Genomic DNA, 17,947 nt, shown 5'->3' on the forward strand with positions numbered 1-17,947 from the left:
GGCGTCGCCTTCCGTTCGCGACTGCGGGGCTCGCAAGCTCACTCCTCGCGCTCACCTGTCACAACCACCCATCACGGGGTCAAGCGAGGCGCCACCGGCGATCACGTCGGCGATCAGGCCGCCCTCGGCCATCGCCGGAAGGGCCTGGAGGTTGACGAAGCTCGGCTCCCGGTAGTGCACCCGGTACGGCCGGGTGCCGCCGTCGGAGACCGCGTGCACGCCCAGCTCGCCCCGGGGCGACTCGATGCCGACGTACACCTGGCCCGGTGGGACCCGGAAGCCCTCGGTGACCAGCTTGAAGTGGTGGATCAGCGACTCCATCGACTGACCCATGATCTTGGCGACGTGCTCCAGCGAGTTGCCCATGCCGTCCACGCCGATGGCGAGCTGCGCCGGCCAGGCGATCTTGCGGTCGGCCACCATCACCGGCCCCGGCCGCAGCCGGTCCAACGCCTGCTCGACCAGCTTGAGCGACTCCCGGATCTCGGCGAGCCGGACCAGGTAGCGGCCCCAGACGTCGCCGTCCGGGTGGGTCGGCACGTCGAACTCGTACGTCTCGTAGCCGCAGTACGGCATGGTCTTGCGCAGGTCCCAGGCGAGGCCGGCGGAGCGCAGCACCGGGCCGGTGACGCCGAGCGCGACACAGGCGGTCACGTCGAGCACCGCGACACCCTGGGTGCGCTCGGTCCAGATCGGCTGGCCGGAGAGGAGATCCTCGTACTCCTTGAGCTTCTTCGGCATCATCTTGAGGAACTCGCGGATCTTGACGATCGCCGCGTCCGGGACGTCCTGCGCCACCCCGCCCGGCCGGACGTACGCGTGGTTCATCCGCAGGCCGGTGATGGTCTCGAAGATGTCGAGGATGTACTCCCGCTCGCGGAAGCCGTACAGCATGATCGAGATCGCGCCCAGCTCCATGCCGGTGGTGGCCAGCCAGACCAGGTGCGAGGAGATCCGGTTCAGCTCCATCATCAGGACCCGGATCGTGGTGGCCCGCTCGGTGATGTCGTCGGTGATGCCGAGCAGCTTCTCCACCGCGAGGCTGTACGCCGTCTCGTTGAAGATCGGGGAGAGGTAGTCCATCCGGGTCACGAACGTCGAACCCTGCACCCAGTTGCGGTACTCGAGGTTCTTCTCGATGCCGGTGTGCAGGTAGCCGACGACCGAGCGGGCCTCGCGGACCGTCTCGCCCTCCAGCTCCAGGATCAGCCGGAGCACGCCGTGCGTCGACGGGTGCTGCGGACCCATGTTCACGACGATCCGCTCGTCGTTGATCGGGTCGGTGCCGGAGACGACCTGGTCCCAGTCCCCACCGGTGACGGTGAAGACCCGACCCTCGGTGGTCTCCCGCTCGGTCGCGTAGTTGGACGTGGTCATTGGTACGACCTCCTGCGGTCCGGCGGCGGAATCTCGGCGCCCTTGTACTCCACCGGGACGCCGCCGAGCGGGTAGTCCTTGCGCTGCGGGTGGCCCTCCCAGTCGTCCGGCATGAGGACCCGGGTCAGGTTGGGGTGGCCGTCGAAGATGACCCCGAACATGTCGTACGCCTCGCGCTCCTGCCAGTCGGCCGTCGGGTAGACGGCGGTGACGCTGGGCAGGTGCGGGTGCTCGGCGGAGACGGCCGCCTCCAGCCGGACCCGACGCCGGTAGGTCATCGAGGTGAGCTGGTAGACCACGTGCAGCCGGCGCTCGTCGGCGCCGAGGTAGTCCACCCCGGACACCGACGAGCACAACTCGAAGCGCAGCGCGAGGTCGTCCCGCATCACCTGGCACACCTCGGCGATCCGCTCCGGGCGCACGTGCAGGGTCAGCTCGCCCCGGTCGACGACGACCTTCTCGATCGCGTCGCCGAACTGCGGGTACGCCTCCTCCAGCGCATCCCGCACCTCGTCGAAGTAGCCACCGTACGGCCGGGGGGCATCCTCGACCGGGGTGCGGTGACGGACCAGGCCGCCGTAACCGGACACGTCGCCGGTGCCCTGCATGCCGAACATGCCGCGCCCGGCGGGGCTGGACGGCGGCAGCTCGGCGGGGGCACCGCTCGTCGCACCGGCCGGGGTGACCGGTACCGGCACCCCGCCGTCGTTGGTGCGGTCGTCGGTCACTTGGGACCCCCCTGTGCCTGGAGGTGGTTCTGGGCGTTCATCCAGTTCTCGATCCGCAACTGCTCCTCGCGCCCCTCGCGGACCGCCTTCGTCCACTCGGCACGGCGGGCCTTGTCGTTGCGGTACGACGACGGCATCGAGCCGTACGGCACCACGGGCACGTCGCCGCGCTCCAGGCGGGCCGCCTGCATCTTGCGGCCGTTCGGGCCCAGCGGCTCGTACATGATCTTCTCGCGGAGCTTGAGGATCGCGTCGATGAGCATCTCGGGGCGGGGCGGGCAGCCCGGCAGGTACATGTCGACCGGGACGATGTGGTCGACGCCCTGGACGATCGCGTAGTTGTTGAACATGCCGCCGCTGCTGGCGCAGACGCCCATGGAGAGCACCCAGCGGGGCTCGGCCATCTGGTCGTAGATCTGGCGCAGGACCGGGGCCATCTTCTGGCTCACCCGGCCGGCCACGATCATCAGGTCGGCCTGACGTGGCGAGGCGCGGAAGACCTCCATGCCCCAGCGGCCCATGTCGTAGTGCGGGCCACCGGCCGCCATCATCTCGATGGCGCAGCAGGCCAGGCCGAAGGTGGCGCCCCAGACGGACGACTTCCGCGACCAGTTGACCAGCTTCTCCACGGAGGTGAGCAGGACGCCGGCGGGGAGTTTCTCCTCGATGCCCATCTGACGTTCCTCCCTCAGTCCCAGTCCAGCCCGCCGCGCCGCCACACGTAGGCGTACGCGACGAAGACCGCGACGATGAACAGGACCATCTCCACGAAGCCGAAGATCGGCAGGGCGTCGAAGGAGACCGCCCAGGGGTAGAGGAAGATGATCTCGATGTCGAAGACGATGAAGAGCATCGCCGTCAGGTAGAACTTGATCGGGAACCGTCCCCCGCCCACGGGCTGCGGGCTGGGCTCGATCCCACACTCGTACGCCTCGAGCTTGGCCTTGTTGTAGCGCCGGGGACCGGCGAAGCGGGCGGCGGCCACGGAGAACAGCGAGAACGCCGCGGCGAGGGCGAACAGCCCGATGATCGGTGCGTAAGGCGAGAGCGACATCTTTTCTCCTGCTCGTCCTTCCCCTGCCCCAGGTGCTTGACAAAATTCACACTATTCACGTCCCTCGTGACTTCCGTCAGCGGGGGTCGATCCCTGCCCGTGCCGGTGCCGCCGTTGGCCCCGGCCCGGTCACGCCTCACACGGCCGGGGCCGCCTTCGTCATCGCGTTGATGACCCGGTCCATCGCGTCCCCGCCGCGCGGGTCGGTCAGGTTGGCCAGCAGCTTGAGCACGAAGCGCATCAGCATCGGGTGCGGCATGCCGTGCTTGGTCGCCATCCGCATCACCTCGGGCCGGCCGATCAGCTTGACGAAGATCCCGCCGAGCCGGTAATAGCCGCCGAACCGGGCCTTCAGCTCCTGCGGGTACGCGGTCAGTGCCCGCTCCCGCTCCGGGCCGGCCGGTCGGGCCAGCGCCTGCACGATGACCTCGGCGGCCAACTCGCCGGACTCCATCGCGTACGCGATGCCCTCACCGTTGAACGGGTTGACCATGCCGCCGGAGTCGCCGACCAGCAGGACCCCCCGGGTGTAGTGCGGCACCCGGTTGAAGCCCATCGGCAGCGCCGCGCCGAGGATGGGGCCGTCGGCGTTCGTCTCGTCGGTCATCCCCCAGTCCGCCGGGGTGTTGGCCAGCCAGTCGGTGAGCAGCCGCCGGTAGTTCGTCTTGCCGAACGCGGAGGAGGAGTTGAGCACGCCGAGGCCGACGTTGACCCGGCCGTCGCCGAGGCCGAAGATCCAGCCGTAGCCGGGCAGCAGCGCGTCGCTGTCCTTGCTGCGCAGCTCCAGCCAGGACTCCAGGTAGTCGTCGTCGTGCCGGGCGGGCGAGCGGTAGTAGCGGCGGACGGCCACGCCGATCGGCCGGTCCTCCCGCTTGGCCAGGCCCAGGGCGAGCGGGAACCGGCCGGAGACGCCGTCGGCGGCGACCACCAGCGGGGCGTGGAAGGTGGCCGGCTCCTTGTCCGGGCCGACCTCGGCGGTCACCCCGACCACCCGGTCGTCGGCGTCGAGCACCGGGCCGATGACGTTGACGCCGGTACGCAGCTCGGCACCGGCGGAGACCGCCCGTCGGGCGAGCAGGTCGTCGAAGTCCAGCCGGGTCCGGACCAGGCCGTAGTTGGGGAAGCTGGCCAGGTCGGGCCAGTCCAGTTCGAGGCGTACCCCGCCGCCGATCACCCGCAGGCCCCTGTTGTGCAGCCAGCCGGCCTCGGGCGAGGTGTCCACGCCCATCCGGATGAGCTGCCGGGTCGCCCTGGGGGTGAGCCCGTCCCCGCACACCTTCTCGCGGGGGAACTCGGTCTTCTCCAGCAGCAGCACGCGTACGCCGTGCCGCGCCAGGTGGTACGCCGTCGCCGATCCACCGGGACCGGCGCCCACCACGATCACGTCGGCGTCGTTCTCCACCGATGTCATCTGCGCCTCCTCCCGCACGCTCGTGAAATGCTTCACAAGCCCGATCGGGTTGGAGTCTATGACCGTGGTTACACAGCTGCCGGGTGAGGCATACCTAACTTCCTGGAAACATGCGGGTCGGGGTGGGTTCGTCCCTCAGTTCCGGGCGATGTCGAGCCCGTCGTCGGCCCGGACCGCCGCCGGCAGGTGGTCACGCAGCGCTCCGCCGGCCGCCCGGTCGAGGGCACCCAGCACCTCGGCGACCACCTGACGAACCTCGGTCGGGTCCGCGCCGGCCAACTCTCTGAGCTGGGCGACCAGCGCGGCGGTATCGTCGCCGCCGGGGGGCGTCGGGTCGTTGGGCACTGCTCCGGTCATGCCCGGGAGCTTACGCGCTAAAAAGCAATAAATATGGACATCAGGGAAATACGTCGTTCACCCTCGGTCACGTCCGGACGGCCCGGTGCAGGGCCACCACCCCGCCGGTCAGGTTGCGCCACGCCACCCGGCCCCAACCGGCCGCACCGACCCGCGCCGCCAGGGCCGCCTGGTCCGGCCAGGCCCGGATCGACTCGGCCAGGTAGACGTACGCGTCGGGGTTGCTGGACACCGTCCGGGCCACCGCCGGCAACGACCGCATCAGGTACGACAGGTAGACGGTGCGGAAGGCCGGGTTCACCGGCGTGCTGAACTCGCAGACCACCAGCCGGCCGCCCGGCCGGGTCACCCGGGCCAGCTCCCGCAGCGCGGCGTCGGGGTCGTTGACGTTGCGCAGGGCGAAGGAGATCGTCACCGCGTCGAAGGAGGCGTCGGCGAAGGGCAGCCGCAGCGCGTCCCCGGCCAGTAGCGGCACCTCCGGCCGGACCCGCTTGCCGGCGTGCAGCATGCCCTGCGACAGGTCCGCACCCACCGCGTACGCCCCGGAGCGGGCCAACTCCTGCGTCGACACCCCGGTGCCGGCGCCCACGTCCAGCACCCGCTCGCCGGGGAGCAGCCCGAGCGCCGCCCGGGTGGCCCGTCGCCACGACCGGTCCTGCCCGAAGGACAGGACCGTGTTGGTCAGGTCGTAACGGGCGGCCACCCCGTCGAACATCGCGGCGACCTCGGGTGGCGACTTGTCCAGGCCGGCGCGCTGGCCCTGCGGGGTACGGCTCACCCCTCCACTCTGCCAGCCTGATCCCACCCGCCCGGCGTGGGGTGGCTATCCCGGACACGCGGCGGGCGGGGTGGTCGCCCACCCCGCCCGCCGGTTGTCCTACGCGAAAGACCTGCCTGCGGTCAGCTCCGCGGCTTCTCGTCGCCCGGGGTCACCAGCACGAGCCGACGCCGACGGGCGAGCATCAGCAGCGCGCCGCCCGCGAGCAGCACGACGGCACCGATGCCACCGATCAGGGTGGCCTGCGCGCCGGTCACCGGCAGACCGCCGTCGCCGCCGCCGGTGCCACCACCGGTCGTCGGGCTGACGCTGGTGCTCGGGCTCGGCTGACCGCTGGTGCTCGGGCTCGGGCTCGGCTCACCGGTCGGGCTGGGGCTCGGGCTGGGGCCGGTGCTCAGGTCGACGAACACGTCGAACAGCGACGTGTTGTCGATGTCGTCGGTCTCGGTGAAGATCTTGCGCTGCGCCTTGCTGGCGACCTGCGGCTCCTCCTCCGGCGTGCCCTCGGCCTCGGTCAGCCCGGCGGCGAACAGGACGCCCGGGGTGAGCACCTTCTCGGTGACGCCCGCGCCGACCTTGACCCGTACGTCGGCGGTGTAGAACTCGCCCGGCCGCAGCACCGCGCCGGCGTCCTCGCAGTACGCCACCACGCCGCCCAGGTCCTGCGTGACGCAGCTCTCCGGCAGGTCGACGAAGCTGGCGCCGTCCGGCAGGGCGATTCCGTAGAAGACGCCGGTCGCGCGGCGGCTGCCGCCGTTGTAGACCGCCCAGTCCAGCGGGGCGGTCCCGCCGGGCTTGACACCGGTCAGCCCGCTCTCGCCGGCCTCGTCGCCGTCGACCACCACGTCGGCGTAGACGTCCTGCACCCAGGTGGTCAGGTCGTAGCCGGGCTTGACGACCATGATGTCGTGGTCGACCGAGTCCGAGGTGGTGTTGGACCCGCTCACGGTCACCTTCAGCACGCCGCCCTTGCCACGCGTGTCGGTGCCGAACAGCGGGATGCCGAACTCCTCGGTGGTGCCGGCGGCGATGCCGTCGGTGGTGCCGCCCAGGTCGGACAGGGAGCAGGTGAAGGCGGTGCCGCTGACGGCGCAGCCGTCCGGCACGAGCACCCCTACCTTGTTGGGCCTCAGGCCCGCGGTCTCGACGGTGACCTTCACGTCCTTGGCGTCGACCGTGCCGCGGACGTTCTGCACGGAGAACTTGAACGGCTTGGCCTTGGCCTCCTTGACGCCCAGGGCGAGCTGGGAGCTGAGCGGGACGAGGTCGAGCTGCGCCTGGTCGGCGGCGCTGGCCGGGGCGGCGACGGTGGCCAGGCCACCGACGGCGAGCAGGGCCACGGCACCGACGCGGGCCAGGGCCGAGCGGTGGAACAGAGTCATCGATCCCCCGGGGGGCTAGGGACTGCTGGGAAAGGTGGGGCTGATGTGGCGAACCGAGCGGACGTTATCCGAGATCGACGTCGGTACGCCAGCCGTGACGTGCGATTTTGTCCGAGACGGGGCCGAACGGACGAGGAGCGGGGGCGGGACGGTCACCCGTCCCGCCCCCGTTTTATATGAACGGCCCTCCCGGGCCGATGGAGGACGTACGACACTCGTCATCCGCTCGCCGCAGGCGGTCAGCGGAGGTACGTCGGGCGCACGTTAGCGGGCACCGCCACGCGACGCCAACCCCCGCGCCGCAGCACCGGGAGCGGGATATCCGCCCAGCGTGCCGCAGGCCGCCCCAATTGCCGCGTCTTGTGGGGGCTGGTCCCGCACCGCCTCGGCCGAACGGCGACCACGAATATCCCCGGGGCCGACACCCGGACCCGTTCAGCCAGTCACCATTCCAGCCCGACCGGTAACTCCCCGTGACAACCGGCAGGGCTCAGCGTGCCTCGACGAGCGGCAGCGTACGACCGGCACCACCGCCGGGCATGGCGATCGAGGAGAAGTGCGACACCACCCGGTCGTCGGTCGGGTCGTCGGCGGGGGTGTGGTGCACCGCCAGTCGACGGTAGAGGGTGTCCCGCTGGGCCGGAATCCGGTCAGCCGAGCGGATCATGCCGATCAGCTCGTGCAGGTTGGAGCGGTGCCGCGCGCCGGCCGAGGAGATGACGTTCTCCTCCAGCATGATCGAACCGAGGTCGTCGACGCCCATGTGCAGGGCGAGCTGGCCGACGTCCTTACCGGTGGTCAGCCAGGACGCCTGGAGGTGCGGCACGGTCTCGAAGAACAGCCGCGCCACCGCCACCAGGCGCAGGTACTCCAGCGCGGTGGCCTGGGTGCGGCCCTTGAGGTGGTTGTTCTCCGGCTGGTACGTCCACGGGATGAACGCCCGGAACCCCCGGGTGCGGTCCTGCACGTCGCGGATCATCCGCAGGTGCTCGATCCGCTCGGCGTTGGTCTCGCCGGTGCCCATCATCATCGTGGCGGTGGACTCCAGGCCCTGCCGGTGGGCCAGCTCCATGACCTCCAGCCAGCGCGCGCCGGACTCCTTGAGCGGGGCGATCGCCCTACGCGGCCGGTCGGGGAGCATCTCGGCCCCGGCACCGGCGATCGAGTCCAGCCCGGCGGCCTTGATCCGGGCGATGGCCTCGTCCAGGCTGACGCCGGAGACCTTCGCCATGTGCAGGATCTCGCTCGGCCCGATCGAGTGGATCGCGAGCTGCGGGTACGCCTTCTTGACCGAGGAGAACAGCTCCTCGTAGTACTCCACGCCGTAGTCCGGGTGGTGGCCGCCCTGGAGCATGACCTGGGTCGCGCCCAGCTCGACCGCCTCGCCGCAGCGGCGCAGGATCTCCTCGGTCGGGTGGGTCCAGCCCTCGGCGTGTTTGGGGGCGCGGTAGAACGCGCAGAACTTGCACGCCGTCACGCAGACGTTCGTGTAGTTGATGTTGCGGTCGATCAGGTAGGTGACGATGTTGTCCGGGTAGCGCCGCCGGCGTACCGCGTCCGCCGCCTCGCCCAACGCGTGGAAGGGCGCCTCGGTGTAGAGCAGCAGCGCCTCCTCGGGCGTGATCCGCCCGCCGTCCGCGCCGCGCTGCAGGATGTCGTCGATCTCCCGGTTCGCCGTCACGTCCCGAGCGTACGCCGACCGCGGTTTGCTGCCCGTGGGGGTGCGCCGGGGCGCGCTCCGCTCGACCAGGGAGCTGTCATATTGTCAAGATCATGACAACTTGTATGCCATCCCTTGACAACCTGTGATGCCAATACACAACATGATGGCCGGACTGCGTGGCGACGATTGTTGAGGAAGATGGAGCAGACACCCGGCACTGCCGCCCGATGCCGAGCGGACGGAGGACTAACGGAAGCGAGCCTCGGAGAGTTACGAGAGGAACTCGGCTACCGGAAGCTGGGGCGTTGGGTGCTGGCAGAGATCGCAGAAGCGCTCCAGGCCACCGGGCTCGGCTACTTCCCGCCAGAGCGCTTGGACCCGGACCAGAACACCGAACCGCGACAGAACCAGACCGTGTGGATCTACTGCCGCGACGGCGGGCCGCGGGCTCGCGTCATCGATGCCGTCCTGCGTCCCCAGGAGTGCGACGTACGTGCCGTTCTTGACGGGATCGGGGGTGGCAACCTGGCCGCCCTCGGCCCTCAGGACCGCCTTGAACTCATCCGACAAATCGTCAATGCCGGAAACAACGGGTGACCGCCACGGCAGAGGGGCACCCGGGTTGAGGAGCCACATCTTCGTGGACGAGACCAAGGAACGCAGCTTCCTCCTGGTCGCCGCCGTCGTGCTGCCTTCCGACCTGATTCGCGCCCGCAGGGCAGTGCGGAGTCTCGTCCTGCCCCACCAGCGCCGGATCCACTTTCACAAGGAAAGAGATGACCGGCGGCGGCAGATCGTGACCGCGATCACCACCATCGGGGTTCAGGCCACCGTGTTCGATGCAGTCGGCCACCGGACCACGAAAGCTGCCCGGGATGCCTGCCTCGCCGGGCTGGTCGAATACGCCGCGAAAACCAGTGCAGCGCGTCTGGTCATCGAGCGGGACGACTCGACGCTCAAGGCCGATCAGCGGCTGCTCTTTGAGGAGGTTCGCAGAGCCGGAATCGCCGGACAACTCCGCTACGACCATCTGAAAGCGCACGAGGAGTGCCTGCTGGCCATCCCTGACGCACTCGCCTGGTGTTGGGCGAGAGGAGGACACTGGCGCACGGCGGTGCGGGCCGTGGTCACCGAATCACACCGGGTCTGACCGGCCCGAGAAACGCGAGACCCGGCCCACCCACCGTCCGGAAGGCTGCCGGGTCCACTTCCAGGGGGCTACTGCCCCCGGCGATAGCCAGGCTACCTTCGTCCGGAGCATCCGGACAACTCATTGCCAGTATGTCTGGCCGGGGACACCCGGAGCGAAGTCTCGGCACTCACTCACCCGTCGAGCACCACTCCGACCTCACCTACCGGACCGCCCACCTCCGCACCGACTGAGCGGTCGCCAGGATGGCGAAACCGGTGCAGATCGGTCGATCCCGGGTGAGTCGCTGACGTCATCAGCTCGACAGGACCCGCAACAGACAACAGGCCCGCCGACCGGGCGGGACGCAGCCGACGACGCTACCCGTCGTAGTCGACAGTAAGGGTGTCGGTGGTGGGGGTGGACTGGCAGGTCAGTACGTACCCGGCGGCCACCTCGTCCGGCTCCAGGGCGTAGTTGCGGGCCATCGTCACCGCACCGGAGACCACCTTCGCCCGGCAGGTCGAGCAGACCCCGCCCTTGCAGGCGTACGGCAGTTCGCCGCGCACCTTCAGCGCCGCGTCCAGCACCCGCTCGCCCGCGCCCATGGTGAACCGCGACGATCGGCCGTCCAGCACGATCGTCACCTCCGCGCCGCCTGTCGACTCGCCGCTGCGGCGTACCGGCTCCGGTGGGGCGTCGACGTGGAACAACTCGGTGTGCACCGCCGACTCCGGCAGGCCCCGGCCGGTCAGCACCGCCTTCGCGTCCAGCACCATCTGGTACGGGCCGCAGAGGAACCACTCGGCGATGGCGTCGCCGGGCACGATGGTGTCCAGCAGCCGGCCCAGCCGGTCGGCGTCGATCCGGCCGGAGAGCAACGGCGACTCGCCCGGCTCCCGGGAGAGCACATGCACCAGGTGCAGCCTCGTCGGGTAACGGTCCTTCAGGTCGGCCAACTCCTCGGCGAACATCACCGTGTTCGCCGTGCGGTTGCCGTACACCAGGGTGAAGGTGCTGGCCGGCTCGACGGCCAGGGCGGTCGCGACCAGCGCGAGCACCGGGGTGATGCCGGAACCGGCGACCACCGCGCCGTAGTGCCGCACCCGCTCCGGAACGAACGCGGTGGTGAAGTGCCCCAGCGGGGGCAGCACGTCGACGGTGTCGCCGTGCCGCAGCGCGCGGCAGGCATAGCTGGAGAACGCGCCGCCGGGGATCTCCCGCACCCCGATCCGCAACCGGCCGTTGCGGGCCAGGTCGTCAGGCGTCGAGCAGATCGAGTACGACCGCCGCACGTCCACACCGGCGGCACCGGGCAGGCGGAGGGTCAGGTGCTGGCCGGCGGCGAACGCGAACGTCGCCCGCAACTCCTCGGGCACCGCGAAGGTGATCGCCACGGCGTCGTCGGTGAGCCGGTCGACGGCGGCGACCGGCAGCGGGTGGAAGGACGGCCGGCGACGGACCGGGCGGGAGATCGTGACAGTCACAGCGCCTTCAGGTGGTCGAAGGGTTCGGAGCAGGAACGACAGCGCCACAGTGCCTTGCACGCGGTGGAACCGAACCGGCTGACCTGCTCGGTCTCCGGCGAGCCGCAGCGCGGGCAGCGCACCGCCAGGGTCACCGGCACCGCCGTGCCGTCGCCGCGCGGGGCAGGCGGGGCGATACCGGCGGCGGCGAGTTTCGCCCGTCCACCCTCGGAGATCCAGTCCGTACTCCAGGCGGGGCTGAAGACCGTGCGGACCTCGGCGTCGGGATACCCGGCGACCGCCAGCGCCCGGCGGATGTCGGCCCGGATCACGTCCATCGCCGGACAGCCGGTGTAGGTGGGGGTGATCGTGACGACCACCCGGCCGGTCTCCCGGTCCCGGTCGACCGCCCGCAGGATGCCCAGCTCGTCGATGGTGATCACCCGGATCTCCGGATCCACCACCGCCGCCGCGGCCGCCCTCGGGTCGGTCACCGCTGCCACCCCAGGCCCGCCCGGCTCACCACTGCGCCCCGGGGTGCGCGCGGTGCAGCACCTGCATCTCGGCCAGCAGGAAGGACAGGTGCTCGGTGTGTACGCCGTCCCGACCACCGCCCGGGGTCCAGCCGGTCTCCGGCCGGGTCAGGGTGGCCTCGGCCAGCACCGGGTGCACCACCGCGTCGAAGTCGGCCCGCAGGCCGGCCGGGTCGACCGGTGCCGCCGGGTCCGCCGTGAACAGCTCGTGGTGGTAGGGCCAGAGCTGGTCCAGCGCGGCCTGGGCGCGGCGGTGCGACTCGTCGGTGCCGTCGCCGAGCCGCTTCACCCACAGCGCGGAGTGGTCCAGGTGGTAGGCGGACTCCTTGCGCGCCTTGGCCCCGATCGCGGCGAGCCGCTCGTCGCCGCACCCGGCCAGCGCGGTGTAGAGCGGCACCTGGTAGGCCGCGAGCAGCAGCAGCTTCACCATGGTCACCGCGAAGTCGCCGTTGGGCAGCTCGACCAGGAGACAGTTGCGGAACTCCCGGTCGTCGCGCAGGAACGCCAACGCGTCCTCGTCCCGGCCGGCGCCCTCCAGCTCACCCGCGTACGACAGCAGCAGGCGGGCCGCGCCGAGCTGGTCGAGGGCGATGTTGGCCAGCGCGATGTCCTCTTCCATCTCGGGCGCGCGGGTGGCCCACTCGCCGAGCCGTTGGGCGGCCACCAGCGCGTCGTCGCCGAGGGCGAGGGTGAAGTCGACGGGGCCGTTCACAGGTGCGCCACCCCGTCCGGCACCTCGTAGAAGGTGGGGTGGCGGTAGACCTTGTCGGCGGCCGGGTCGAAGAAGGCGTCCTTCTCGTCGGGGCTGGACGCGGTGATCGCGCCCGCCGGCACCACCCAGATGGAGACGCCCTCCTGCCGGCGGGTGTAGAGGTCCCGGGCGTTGCGCAGGGCCAGCTCGGCGTCGGGGGCGTGCAGGCTGCCGACGTGGGTGTGGGACAGGCCCCGTCGGGCCCGGACGAAGACCTCCCACAGCGGCGAGGTCACCGGGGCCCGGGGCGGTTCGCTCTGCTCGCTCACGCGGCCACCTTCTCCCGTTGGTCGGTGGCCCGGGTCTGCGCGGCCCGCTTCGCGGCGTACGCCGTGGCGGCCTCGCGTACCCAGGCGCCGTCGGCGTGGGCCCGCCGCCGGTGTTCCATCCGTTGCCGGTTGCAGGGGCCCTCACCGGAGATCACCCGCATCAGCTCGTCGTAGTCCGGCTGGGTGAAGTCGTACGCCTGCCGGTCGTCGTTCCAGCGCAGGTCGGGGTCGGGGATGCGGAGCCCGAGGACCTCTGCCTGCTGCACGCACATGTCGACGAAGCGCTGCCGCAGCTCGTCGTTGGAGAACCGCTTGATCTTCCAGGCCATCGACTGCGCGGAGTGGGTGGAGTCACCGTCGGGCGGGCCGAACATCGCCAGTGACGGGTACCACCAGCGGTCGAGCGCGTCCTGCGCCATCGCCCGTTGGGCGGGGGTGCCGTGCGCCAGGGTGTGCAGGATCTCGTAGCCCTGCCGCTGGTGGAACGACTCCTCCTTGCAGACACGGATCATCGCCCGCGCGTACGGCCCGTAGGAGCAGCGGCACAGCGGGACCTGGTTGACGATCGCCGCGCCGTCGACCAGCCAACCGATCGCGCCCACGTCGGCCCAGGTCAGGGTGGGGTAGTTGAAGATCGAGCTGTACTTCTGCCGCCCGTCGAGCAGCAGCTCGACCAGTTCGTCGCGGCTCACGCCGAGGGTCTCGGCGGCGGCGTAGAGGTAGAGGCCGTGGCCGGCCTCGTCCTGCACCTTGGCCAGCAGGATGGCCTTGCGCTTGAGCGAGGGGGCCCGACTGATCCAGTTCCCCTCCGGCTGCATGCCGATGATCTCCGAGTGGGCGTGCTGGGCGATCTGCCGGACCAGTGTCCGACGGTAGGCGTCGGGCATCCAGTCGCGGGGTTCGATCTTCTGATCGGCGTCGATGACGTCGGCGAAGTACGCCGCCGGGTCCGCGCCGGGCGTGGGGGCACCCTCCCGGCCGCGGGCCGCCGCCTCGCGCAGCGCCGCCTCGGCGGCCTCGACCTGACCGAGCAGGCCACCGCCGGGCGCGTCCTGTTCCGGGGCGAAGTCGTTGCCATACATTCGTTAAGTGTTACAGCTCGCCTCCACTGGCACCAGAGGATGTAACAGGATTTGAGTAGCCCCCTCCGTCACCAGGCGGATGCGTTCGGTCGACACCAGGATGCCCGGCTGACTATGACTTGGGTCACTGATCAAAGATGAATACCCACAAGAGGCGCAAACCGTGCCTTTATCTCGACTTACCGGCAGTTTGCCGTGCGTCGGATTCTGGCGAGTCGGCTGTCCGGACGTAGACTTCCCCGGTCACCACCGATCGGCTACCGACGATCGCCAGCGAGACACAGGCCATTCCCCCGGCCTCGGCGGTCGAGCCGACACCCGCGGAAGCAGCCGGTCCCCCCGGCCTGACATCTGGAGTTCACCCACGCATGCGATCTCGCGTGATCATGGTGCTCGCCGTCATGGCGGTGCTGCTCGGCACCGGCCTGCTGGTGCCGACCGCCTACGCCAAGCTCGCCGGCGACGACCCGACCGGCGGCACCGGCGGCGGCACGGCGGAGGAGGTACCCGCGCCCACGCCCACCGCGCCACCGGCGCCCACCCTGGCCGCCGGTACGGTCACGGTGAACTTCAAGGGGGAGTTCTTCGCCTGGGCCCTGCAGGACCGCAAGACCGGCGAGGTCTCCGGCTCGAAGAACATGACCTCGACCAGCTCCACCGAGTCGATGCTCAAGGTCTGGATCGTCTCCGACTACCTGCGCGAACTCGGCGACGACAAGCCACCGGCATCGATGTTGAAGAACGCGAGCCTGGCCATCCGGGACAGCAACGACGACGCCACCAACCGGCTCTACGCGAAGTCGGGAGGCTCGTACCGGGCGCTGGACAACGGCCAGCCCGGCCCGGTACTCAAGCGGGCGATCGAGATCTGCGGCCTCAAGGACACCAGGCCCGGCAACGTCCCCGGCTACGAGGGCTGGTGGAGCTTCACCCGGATGTCCCCCCGCGACGCCGCCCGACTCGGTGACTGCGTCGCCGACGGCAAGGCCGCCGGCCCCCACTGGACCAAGTGGGTGCTCAACGAGATGGCCCAGGTCCGGGGCAGCGTGAGCAAGCAGTCCGCCCGCTCCGGCGGCGGCCGGTGGGGCATCATCGACGGCCTGCCCGAGGAGATCACCAAGCAGGGCCCGGTCGCGATGAAGAACGGCTGGACCCCCCTCAGCTACGACGGCAACTGGCACGTCAGCTGCCTCGCCGTCACCGACAAGTGGAGCCTCGCCGTGATGATGCGCTACCCGATACGCCAGCAGTTGACCTACGGTGCCAAGGTGTGCGCCAGCGTCGCCACCCAACTGGTCACCCCGCAGCCCGGTGCCGCGCTCAAGGTGCCGCAGCCGCTCGGGAAGCTCTGATGTCGGGCAGCCGGCGGCCCGGCCGCTCCGCCCGACGGGACCACCGACCGTTGAAGATCGCCGCGGTCGCCGCGGTCCTCACCGGTCTGGTGCTCGTCTCGCTGCGACTGCTCCCCGGCTCGCCGATGGAGTCCACCGCCGCCTCGCGCTGGGGTGACGCGTCCACCGAGTCCCGGTCCACCGGGTCGGCCGTCGACCGCCGCAGCCGGCCGACCCCGGCGCCGTCGCCGACCCCCTCGCTCGCACCGCTGCCCTTCGCGGACCGGGACCTCGACCTCGACATCAAGGGCTGGTACGCCTGGAGCGTCCTGGATCGCCGCACCGGCGCGATCATCGGCTCGGACAACATGGCCGAGACCAGCACCACCGCCTCGCTGATCAAGTCGTGGATCGTCGCCGACTACCTGCGCCGGGCGGCCGAGAACGGGCAGACCCCGAGCGACGCCAAGCTCGCCGACGCCACCCGGATCATCCGGGACAGCGACAACACCCGGGCCGAGCAGTTCTACAACGGGGTCGGCCGGTCCGCCTCGATCAAGCGGCTGCTCTCGCTGTGCAAGCTCACCGACAGCAGCGTCGCCGCCGACGGTGGCTGGAGCCGGACCAACCTCTCCCCCCGCGACGCCGCCCGGCTCGGCAACTGCATCGCCGACGGTCGCGCCGCCGGCCCCAAATGGACCAAGTGGCTGCTCAACGAGATGCGGCTGGTCCGGGGATCGGGTGACTTCGGCATCCGCAAGGCGTTCCCGGCGGCCCAGCAGAAGAAGATCGCCATCAAGAACGGCTGGATCGACCGGACCCGCGAGCAGGAGATGCACATCAACTGCCTGGCCATCGGCGACACCTGGACGATGGGCGTGATGGTCCGCTACCCGATCAACATGGGCTACGAGTACGGCATGAGGAACTGCCAGAAGATCACCGAAGCCCTGATCGGCCCCAGCACCTGACCGGGTTGATCGACTCCGGGTTGATCGACTCCGGATCGCCGATGTAGCGGTATCCACGGCCGGGGATACCGCTACATCGCCACACCACCGGCTGGCTCAGCCGGCGAAGAACTCCGGACCGCCCTCGGGCAGGGCCGGAGCCTCGCCGGTCGCCGCCGCCCGCCGGGCGAACTCGCGCAGACCGGCGACCTGCCGCCCGCCCAACGAGAAGTCGAGGGCGCGGAAGTACGTGGCCAGCGTCGCCGCGTCGAACGGCTCCCACCGGGCCGCCGCCTCCGCCACCTGGTCCAGCTCGGCCAGGCACAGGTCACGGGAGCGCAGGAACGCCTCGTGCACCTCCTTGACCAGCCCCGGGTGGGCGGCAGCGAAGTCCCGGCGGACCGCCCAGACGGCGAACACCATCGGCAGCCCGGTCCACTCCCGCCACGCCTGACCGAGGTCGGTCACCGCCAGCCCCCGACCCGGCGCCTCGTAGAGGGCGCGCAGCGCCACGTCCCCGATCAGCACCCCGGCGTCGGCCTCCAGCAGCATCTGGGTCAGGTCCGGCGGGCAGCGGAAGTACTCCGGGTGGACGCCGTACCGGTCGGCGAGCAGGAGCTGGGCCAGCAGCACCCCGGTCCGCGAGGTCGAGCCGAGCGCGACCCGCCGGCCGTCCAGCTCGGTCAGCGGCCGGGTGGAGACCACGTTGACCGAGAGCACCGGCCCGTCGCTGCCCACCGCCAGGTCCGGCAGGAGCAGCAGCTCGTCGGCGTGCCGCAGGTACTCCACCTGGGAGATCGGGCCGATGTCCAGGTCACCGGCGACCAACGCAGCACTGAGCCGGTCCGGCGAGTCCTTGTGCAGGTCGACGTCGAGCAGCGCGCCGGAACGCATCAGCCCCCAGTAGATCGGCAGGCAGTTCAGGAACTGGATGTGCCCGACCCGGGGACGTGCCACGCGCTCAACCATGCCCCGACCGTATCCCCGCCGACCCGTACCGGCTCACCGGGAGGCCCGGACAGTGGCCAACCCCGCACCGCCGGCCAGCGCCCGGGGCCGCCCCGTCAGGGGCCGTCACATCACCGGCGACGCAGCAGGGCGCGGGTGTCGATCTCGAACGGAAACGGGCCGTCGGCGGTCAGCGTCTCGCCGCCCTTCGCCACCACATGTTCGACATAGCGCCCACCGTCGAGGCGGAACAACCGCAGCGTCACCGAATCCGGCTGCTCGGATTCGACGAGTAGGTACCACCCGATCCGCGCAGCGGCGTAGAGCTGCATCTTCAGTAACCGGTCAGCGCCCGCATTGCCTGGTGAGACCACCTCACCGACCAGCACCACGTCCGAGGCGTCGATGATGGTGACGTCGTCGATCGGAGTCACCACGAGGTCGGGGATGAAGATCCGACCGGTGGCGAGGCGGACGCTCACCGCTTCGTAGACCCAGAGGCCGACCTCGTCGGCCGACGGGTCGATCAGATTGGCCAGCCGTCGCGAGATGTGCTGATGGCGTGTGGTGGGTGCCGGACTCACCAGCAGACTCCCGTCGAACAGCTCGATCCGATCGGCGGTCTCGCCGAGCGCGAGATACTCGTCCTCGCGCCACGGACCCACATGCTCAAGCACGGCTACGCCTCTCGACGACTCACCTCCTGACAAATCCTGTCACAAGGGTGCCACGCGGACC

Annotated in this window: 20 protein-coding genes; 4 read left to right on the forward strand and 16 right to left on the reverse strand. The window is 70.4% G+C overall.

The features are described 5' to 3' along the window. Positions 1-51: 51 nt before the first annotated feature. From ACN260_RS27565 to mqnC, 9 genes are all read right to left on the reverse strand, one after another. Positions 52-1,377 (reverse strand): NADH-quinone oxidoreductase subunit D, encoded by a 1,326-nt coding sequence (locus tag ACN260_RS27565; protein WP_422753728.1) that lies wholly within the window; start codon positions 1,375-1,377, stop codon positions 52-54. Next, positions 1,374-2,105, reverse strand: a complete 732-nt coding sequence (locus ACN260_RS27570) for an NADH-quinone oxidoreductase subunit C (RefSeq protein ID WP_422753729.1) — start codon at positions 2,103-2,105, stop codon at positions 1,374-1,376. Before ACN260_RS27570 ends, ACN260_RS27565 begins: the two co-directional genes overlap by 4 nt. After that, entirely contained in the window at positions 2,102-2,779 is a 678-nt protein-coding gene (locus tag ACN260_RS27575; RefSeq protein WP_422753730.1) for a NuoB/complex I 20 kDa subunit family protein, read from the reverse strand. Before ACN260_RS27575 ends, ACN260_RS27570 begins: the two co-directional genes overlap by 4 nt. A gap of 14 nt (positions 2,780-2,793) precedes the next feature. Then, positions 2,794-3,159, reverse strand: a complete 366-nt coding sequence (locus ACN260_RS27580; RefSeq protein WP_067300536.1) for an NADH-quinone oxidoreductase subunit A — start codon at positions 3,157-3,159, stop codon at positions 2,794-2,796. 136 nt (positions 3,160-3,295) lie between these two features. After that, the gene (locus ACN260_RS27585) at positions 3,296-4,570 is read right to left on the reverse strand and encodes a geranylgeranyl reductase family protein (protein ID WP_422753731.1); all 1,275 of its coding nucleotides are present in this window, start codon (positions 4,568-4,570) and stop codon (positions 3,296-3,298) included. Between the two features lie 135 nt (positions 4,571-4,705). Beyond that, positions 4,706-4,927 (reverse strand): hypothetical protein, encoded by a 222-nt coding sequence (locus ACN260_RS27590; RefSeq protein ID WP_422753732.1) that lies wholly within the window; start codon positions 4,925-4,927, stop codon positions 4,706-4,708. 67 nt (positions 4,928-4,994) lie between these two features. Further along, positions 4,995-5,705 carry a demethylmenaquinone methyltransferase gene (locus tag ACN260_RS27595; protein WP_422753733.1) on the reverse strand — a complete coding sequence of 237 codons (711 nt, stop codon included), beginning with the start codon at positions 5,703-5,705 and terminating at the stop codon, positions 4,995-4,997. A gap of 122 nt (positions 5,706-5,827) precedes the next feature. After that, positions 5,828-7,087, reverse strand: a complete 1,260-nt coding sequence (locus ACN260_RS27600; RefSeq protein ID WP_422753734.1) for an LPXTG cell wall anchor domain-containing protein — start codon at positions 7,085-7,087, stop codon at positions 5,828-5,830. 490 nt (positions 7,088-7,577) lie between these two features. Next, positions 7,578-8,768 carry a cyclic dehypoxanthinyl futalosine synthase gene (gene mqnC, locus ACN260_RS27605; protein WP_422753735.1) on the reverse strand — a complete coding sequence of 397 codons (1,191 nt, stop codon included), beginning with the start codon at positions 8,766-8,768 and terminating at the stop codon, positions 7,578-7,580. Between the two features lie 291 nt (positions 8,769-9,059). On the opposite strand from mqnC, the gene ACN260_RS27610 reads away from it, so the two are divergent. Beyond that, entirely contained in the window at positions 9,060-9,347 is a 288-nt protein-coding gene (locus tag ACN260_RS27610) for a hypothetical protein (RefSeq protein WP_204958658.1), read from the forward strand. A 43-nt stretch (positions 9,348-9,390) separates the two neighbouring features. Further along, on the forward strand, positions 9,391-9,900 hold the full coding sequence (locus tag ACN260_RS27615; RefSeq protein WP_422753736.1) for a hypothetical protein: 510 nt from the start codon (positions 9,391-9,393) through the stop codon (positions 9,898-9,900). A 359-nt stretch (positions 9,901-10,259) separates the two neighbouring features. On the opposite strand, the gene paaE is transcribed toward ACN260_RS27615, so the two are convergent. From paaE to paaA, 5 genes are read right to left on the reverse strand one after another with little or no spacing between them, the layout of a single operon-like run. Next, complete coding sequence (paaE, locus tag ACN260_RS27620) at positions 10,260-11,366, reverse strand: 1,2-phenylacetyl-CoA epoxidase subunit PaaE (protein WP_422753737.1); 1,107 nt, start codon at positions 11,364-11,366, stop codon at positions 10,260-10,262. Then, on the reverse strand, positions 11,363-11,839 hold the full coding sequence (gene paaD / locus ACN260_RS27625; RefSeq protein WP_422753738.1) for a 1,2-phenylacetyl-CoA epoxidase subunit PaaD: 477 nt from the start codon (positions 11,837-11,839) through the stop codon (positions 11,363-11,365). The genes paaE and paaD overlap by 4 nt, the downstream gene beginning before the upstream one ends. Positions 11,840-11,864: 25 nt before the next feature. Continuing rightward, positions 11,865-12,590 carry a 1,2-phenylacetyl-CoA epoxidase subunit PaaC gene (gene paaC, locus ACN260_RS27630; protein WP_422753739.1) on the reverse strand — a complete coding sequence of 242 codons (726 nt, stop codon included), beginning with the start codon at positions 12,588-12,590 and terminating at the stop codon, positions 11,865-11,867. Then, positions 12,587-12,898, reverse strand: coding sequence for a 1,2-phenylacetyl-CoA epoxidase subunit PaaB (paaB, locus tag ACN260_RS27635; protein WP_422753740.1), 312 nt, complete (start codon positions 12,896-12,898; stop codon positions 12,587-12,589). The genes paaC and paaB overlap by 4 nt, the downstream gene beginning before the upstream one ends. Beyond that, the gene (gene paaA / locus ACN260_RS27640) at positions 12,895-13,980 is read right to left on the reverse strand and encodes a 1,2-phenylacetyl-CoA epoxidase subunit PaaA (RefSeq protein WP_422753741.1); all 1,086 of its coding nucleotides are present in this window, start codon (positions 13,978-13,980) and stop codon (positions 12,895-12,897) included. The genes paaB and paaA overlap by 4 nt, the downstream gene beginning before the upstream one ends. 368 nt (positions 13,981-14,348) lie before the next feature. On the opposite strand from paaA, the gene ACN260_RS27645 reads away from it, so the two are divergent. Together ACN260_RS27645 and ACN260_RS27650 are read left to right on the forward strand one after the other, a co-directional pair. Further along, positions 14,349-15,332 carry a hypothetical protein gene (locus ACN260_RS27645; RefSeq protein ID WP_422753742.1) on the forward strand — a complete coding sequence of 328 codons (984 nt, stop codon included), beginning with the start codon at positions 14,349-14,351 and terminating at the stop codon, positions 15,330-15,332. Beyond that, entirely contained in the window at positions 15,332-16,282 is a 951-nt protein-coding gene (locus ACN260_RS27650; RefSeq protein ID WP_422753743.1) for a hypothetical protein, read from the forward strand. The genes ACN260_RS27645 and ACN260_RS27650 overlap by 1 nt, the downstream gene beginning before the upstream one ends. 96 nt (positions 16,283-16,378) lie before the next feature. Here the strand turns inward: ACN260_RS27650 and ACN260_RS27655 are convergent, their stop codons facing one another. Both ACN260_RS27655 and ACN260_RS27660 read right to left on the reverse strand, forming a co-directional pair. Continuing rightward, positions 16,379-17,230: a menaquinone biosynthetic enzyme MqnA/MqnD family protein gene (locus ACN260_RS27655; protein ID WP_422753744.1), complete on the reverse strand. Its 852-nt coding sequence runs from the start codon at positions 17,228-17,230 to the stop codon at positions 16,379-16,381. Positions 17,231-17,340: 110 nt separating this feature from the next. After that, positions 17,341-17,886 carry a Uma2 family endonuclease gene (locus tag ACN260_RS27660; RefSeq protein WP_422753745.1) on the reverse strand — a complete coding sequence of 182 codons (546 nt, stop codon included), beginning with the start codon at positions 17,884-17,886 and terminating at the stop codon, positions 17,341-17,343. Positions 17,887-17,947: the final 61 nt, after the last annotated feature.

The organism is Micromonospora sp. WMMD708 (assembly GCF_049315245.1).
GTDB lineage: Bacteria > Actinomycetota > Actinomycetes > Mycobacteriales > Micromonosporaceae > Micromonospora > Micromonospora wenchangensis.